This is a genomic window from Candidatus Micrarchaeota archaeon, from assembly GCA_021163225.1.
Classification (GTDB): Archaea; Micrarchaeota; Micrarchaeia; order Anstonellales; family JAGGXE01; genus JAGGXE01.
In genome coordinates, this window is record JAGGXE010000034.1 from 1 (window position 1) to 5,240 (window position 5,240).

At 46.3% G+C, this 5,240-nt stretch carries 4 protein-coding genes; 2 read left to right on the forward strand and 2 right to left on the reverse strand.

From position 1 onward, the window contains the following. Both J7K41_02430 and mutS read left to right on the forward strand, forming a co-directional pair. A partial coding sequence (locus tag J7K41_02430) for a T9SS type A sorting domain-containing protein (GenBank protein MCD6549543.1) occupies positions 1–597 on the forward strand: 597 nt, incomplete at its 5' end. Positions 598–871: 274 nt separating this feature from the next. Next, entirely contained in the window at positions 872–3,481 is a 2,610-nt protein-coding gene (mutS, locus tag J7K41_02435) for a DNA mismatch repair protein MutS (protein ID MCD6549544.1), read from the forward strand. A 16-nt stretch (positions 3,482–3,497) separates the two neighbouring features. Here mutS and J7K41_02440 read toward each other — a convergent pair whose 3' ends face one another. Both J7K41_02440 and J7K41_02445 read right to left on the reverse strand, forming a co-directional pair. Then, the gene (locus tag J7K41_02440; protein ID MCD6549545.1) at positions 3,498–4,619 is read right to left on the reverse strand and encodes an ankyrin repeat domain-containing protein; all 1,122 of its coding nucleotides are present in this window, start codon (positions 4,617–4,619) and stop codon (positions 3,498–3,500) included. Between the two features lie 413 nt (positions 4,620–5,032). Next, positions 5,033–5,240: hypothetical protein (locus J7K41_02445; GenBank protein MCD6549546.1), on the reverse strand; the 208-nt coding region annotated here is incomplete at its 5' end.

Consider the following 5,240-nt stretch of genomic DNA (forward strand, 5'->3'; position numbering starts at 1 on the left):
ATAGTACGATTTGTAGGTGAGAAAGGCACAAAATCACAACTGGAGGAGAGGTATGACACTGTGGACACGTCTCCAAACGGCCCTGATTTTTACGGCGATACAACATCAACATTGTGGATCCGTGTGGATGAGATGTATTACTATATTTATCCTCCACCGGTCGATCATTACATCTATTTTTACGCGTTAAATGATACAAGCTATCACGAGATAGATGTACTTTATAAGGGTAATCCAGATGAGTATTGGGCAGCAGTTTTCGGCGGACCGGTTTACAGTTTACCGTTCGAAGCGGTGGAGTTGAGCGTTGAGGAGAGGTCGCGGTTGCCGGAGGGTTCGAAACTGTACATATATCCGTCACCTGCTAACAGCGTAGTAAACATGATACTGGGTAAAGAATCTGCTTACGGTAACGTCCGGATATATGACGAGACCGGTCGATTGGTCGGCGATATACACGTGTCGGGCGGTTACGGTAGAGGCGTGCGTATAGACGTGAGCGGTCTGAACAGCGGCGTGTATAACGTAGTATTCGACGGTGTGGACGTGCACGGTAACAAGATAACCGCAACCGGTAGGTTCACGGTAGTGAAATAGACGGTAGCGAAACGGCAGTTTTCCTAGTAGATAAGAGGATAGAACATAATAAAACGGGAGAGAACCGAATTTTTTGAGAAGCATTGAAACACATAGTAAATGCTTTTTGTGAATAATTCTTTATAAATTGATCCCCAGGTTGGAGACGAAGTAGAAAAAGGAAAACTCTTTTAAACTGAATGAAGGATAATTGAATTCGGGGAGGAATATTACGATTGCGTTGTTATTTTTTTGTGGATGATATTTCGGATAGGTCGGACAGGTTGATGGGTTTATGAATAACGTGACACCCGCAATGAGACAGTATTGGTCCATAAAAAAGCAGTTTCCTGATTGTATCCTATTGTTCAGAATGGGCGATTTTTACGAGACCTTCTACGATGATGCTAAGGTCGTATCCCGCGAACTGAACATCGTGCTCACATCGCGGGGAAAGGGCGAGAAGAAAGCGCCTTTGGCAGGGATACCTCACCACGCACTCGACATCTATCTGCACCGACTCCTCAAGAAAGGTTACAAGGTGGCGATCTGCGAACAACTCGAAGACCCTAAGAAAGCTAAGGGGATAGTTAAACGCGGTGTCGTCCGTGTAATCACTCCCGGCACCATCCTTGAACCGGATTATCTCGAGTCAAAAAGAAATAATTATCTGATGTCCGTGTCCGTCAGCCGCGATAAAAACGGTGTCCGTATAGGTGTGAGCGCGTGCGACCTGTCAACAGGCGAACTTTATACTACTACCGTCTCAGGCACCGACATGCTCGAGACGGAGTTGGAACGGTTCTCTCCTTCGGAACTCGTTATTCCGGAATCGATGCCGGACAGTTACCCTGAGATAAAGAGGGTTGTGGATACGTTGGCTAAAGAGATCAACATCAAGATTACACCGCTTGAAGATTATAAGTTTGACCCGGTGAACGGTGCGCTCAAGATCAAGGAAACCTTACACGTCGAAGATGTGCGCGTGTTCGATATTGCCGATAAACCTCTCTCGCTTTCTTCCACGGGTGCGTTGCTTGAATATCTGGAACGGACGCTTCTTAAAACCGACCTGCCTATTACTAAGATTTCGTACTATCGGCCGGATGGCACGATGATCATCGATGCTGTCACCCAACGGAACCTGGAACTGGTGAGAAACCTTGTTGACGGTTCGAAACGCGGTACACTGTTGTCAGTGATCGATGAAACGGTTACACCGATGGGTGGCAGGTTGTTAGTGAAATGGATGCTTAACCCGCTCCGTACACCGGACATGATCAAGGAACGGTTGGATGCCGTGGAAGTTCTTCATGAGAACACGTTGGTGCTCGAAAAGATAAGGGACCTGTTGAGACATGTCTACGATACAGAGAGGTTGGCTACACGGTTGATGCTGAGAATAGCAACGCCCAAGGACCTGCTCACTATCAAGGAAAGTGTGAAGGGTATAAAGGAGATACAATCGTTTCTTAAGAGTAGCGGGTTGCCAGATAAACATCACGCGTTCGAATATCCCGATGATACGGGTTGGTTGAATGAATTGTATTCTGCGATAGATTCAGCAATAAAAGATGATGCACCTGCAGTTTTCAGGGACGGTGGCGTGATCAAGGACGGGTTCAGTAGCGAACTCGATGAACTGCGTAAGATCGTGGGTTCGACAAAAGAATGGTTAGCCGAACTCGAACTTGCTGAAAGGGAACGAACCGGTATAAAGACGTTGCGTGTCCGGTACAACAGGATTATAGGTTATTTTATCGAGGTGCCGAAGTCGCAGGCTTCCAAAGTGCCTCCGGATTACATACGTAAACAGACGCAGGTGGCAACGGAACGGTTTATCACACCGCTCCTCAAGGAAAAGGAAGCGCAGGCGCTCAATGCTGAGGAACGGATCAAGGTTTTGGAACGCGAGATCTACGACAATCTGTTGAACAGGCTTTCGAATTACGGAGACCGGTTACGTAGGTTGTCCCATTGGATAGCGGAGATCGATGTTTACCATTCTTTTGCGTACGTTGCAGGCCTTTACAATTACACAAAACCTGTTGTGGACACGGGTTACACCATCGAGATACGGAAGGGAAGACATCCGGTGGTCGAACGTATGGTTGACCGGTTCATTCCGAACGATGTAAAACTTGACGAAAAAGAAACCGTTATGATAATCACCGGTCCTAACATGGCGGGTAAATCGTGTGTCATGAGAATGGTTGCTTTGATCACCCTTCTCGCTCAGATCGGTTCGTTCGTGCCGGCAGAGTACGCCAGGATAGGCGTGGTTGATAGAATATTTACCCGTGTGGGAGCGCGGGACGATATAACGCGGGGAGAATCGACGTTCATGATGGAGATGACCGAGACGGCACTCATCCTTAACAATGCTACAGACAGGTCGTTGATCATATTGGATGAGATAGGAAGGGGTACTTCCACGTACGACGGGATGTCTCTGGCATGGGCGATAGTCGAATACATCGCAACAAGGTTGAAGAGCAGAACGATGTTTGCCACCCATTACCATCTTCTGAACCTTCTGTCTCTGAAATACGATAGAGTGGTAAATTATCATATGACCGTCAAGGAATACGGGGACGATGTTGTCTTCCTGTACAGATTGGAACCCGGCGGTACAGATAAGAGTTACGGTATCCATGTTGCCAGGATTGCAGGTTTGCCGAAAGAGGTGATACTGAGAGCGTTGGAGATCGCTTCCGAACTTGAAAAGAACGATACCGTCCATCGTGAGGCGTTGGACAAGTTCACCGCTCTTGAATCTCTGGAGGATGAGAATGTAGAGTCTGTGATGAAGGAGTTCGAACTCAGATTGGAGACGGCCGACCAATCTGGTAAATCAAAGAGTAAACAAACCTCTCTGTTCATGTTTTTAGACGAAGAATCCTGACCTCAAAAGTTTCTGATTACGACCCGTTTGTATCTTTCTCCTGTTTTTTCTCTATTTTCTCTAAATTTTCCTTTATGAACTTATCGAACTCTTTCGGTGTTCTGAAATGTAAATGTTTTACAGTTTCCTGCGGTAGGTTGAGTTTGGACCAGACCTCCGCATATTCTCTGACAAGCTCGCATACACTATCATCGTAACAGAGGTCGATAGCGTTTTCGCCGTCATTGTTTCTGATCAGCGGGTTGGCACCGACGGACAGAAGATACCGGACGGTTTTGAGGATCCGACCGTTCTGCGGATAACGAACCATGTTCATGAGAGGCGTCCATCCGTTGTCATCGGTTTCGTTGACACGAAGACCCTGACTTACCAACAGTTCCATACATTTTTTGTCACAGGTATAGAACAGTAGTGAACGTCCCCGGTCATCTTTCACGTACGGATTGGCACCGAGTTCGACCGCCTTTCTTACGAGTTTGATATCATCTCTGTCAACGGCGTACATCAGTACGGTTAAACCGGCTTTGTCTTTTGCGTTGATATCCGCTCCGTGTCTTACAAGAAATTCGACGAACTCGATATTCTTCAGCGCGTAGAAGAGGGGTGTCCAACCGAACACATGGTCCCTGGCGTTGACGTCCGCACCTTTCTCAACCAGGTACCGTGCCAGGTCGAACATTCCCTTCTCTAACGCGAGCATGAGCGGTGTTTCTCCGTTATGGTCCGCAAGGTTCACATCTGCACCGTGTTTGACCATCAGTTTGGCGATCCGTTTTCTTTTCAGAAGGATGGCTATGTTGAGGATCGGTGTGCCCGGTGCAAACACTCTTTCCGGACAGTCGATAGAGACACGATCCTTTATTCTGTAGTTGACCTCCCATCCCAATCCTTTGAATACCTTCAGTATCGATTTGACTTCCCTGGTGTACCCGGCAATAACCGCTTCTAACAGAAACTTCTCCAAAGATTCTTTCAGATCTTCCTCCGATACGTTTCCATCTTGAACAGAAAAGTATGCCTTGTGAGCATTCATCAATTCCTTAATTATTTCCGTACGCGGATGGGTCCTCAGGAGTTTCGGATCGTTCTCCAACGTTTTATTGGATCTTGCCCGGCTCAATACACCCAAAAGCTTCATACCCTCATCCCCTACCATCTTAATGCATAATGCATTTTCACAAACATATATTTATATACACATTATTATTTAAAAAGTTATCATCCTTTATTTAAAAGGTCATCATCCGCTGTTTTCATGTACCCCTCCCCATATTCTTACTCATATTCTTATACTTCTCTTCTCATTTCACTTTTTACTTCACTTTCCATTTCTCCTTCTGTACTCATCTCCAAAAACTTATCCTTCCTGTAAAGGTATCTCTATTTTTCTACCCTCTCTTCTTTGACACGTCTCTTATTAGTCCCGCCTTCTTACCTCCCCATTTTTATTTATTCGTTCATAAACCTAAGCCTGTCTTCTGATAGGATTCTGGTAGGAAGTTGATAAAACTCGCCGATATCGGATAACTTTAACCCGCCCGCTTCGCACCTTCAGAATACGTATTTTTCGGTGATCATTCTCAAAGCATTTATACCTTCTGAACGGACCAGATGTTCCATAAGTTCCACGTTCTCCTTTTCGAACCTTAACGTTTTCTTTACATCTGACGGGTCGGTGTATCCGAACCGGTCGAGCGCTTCCTTAAGGTCTCGGTTTTTATCAGCCGCTTCGGGTATCGGTATGCCCTGCATGACCGCG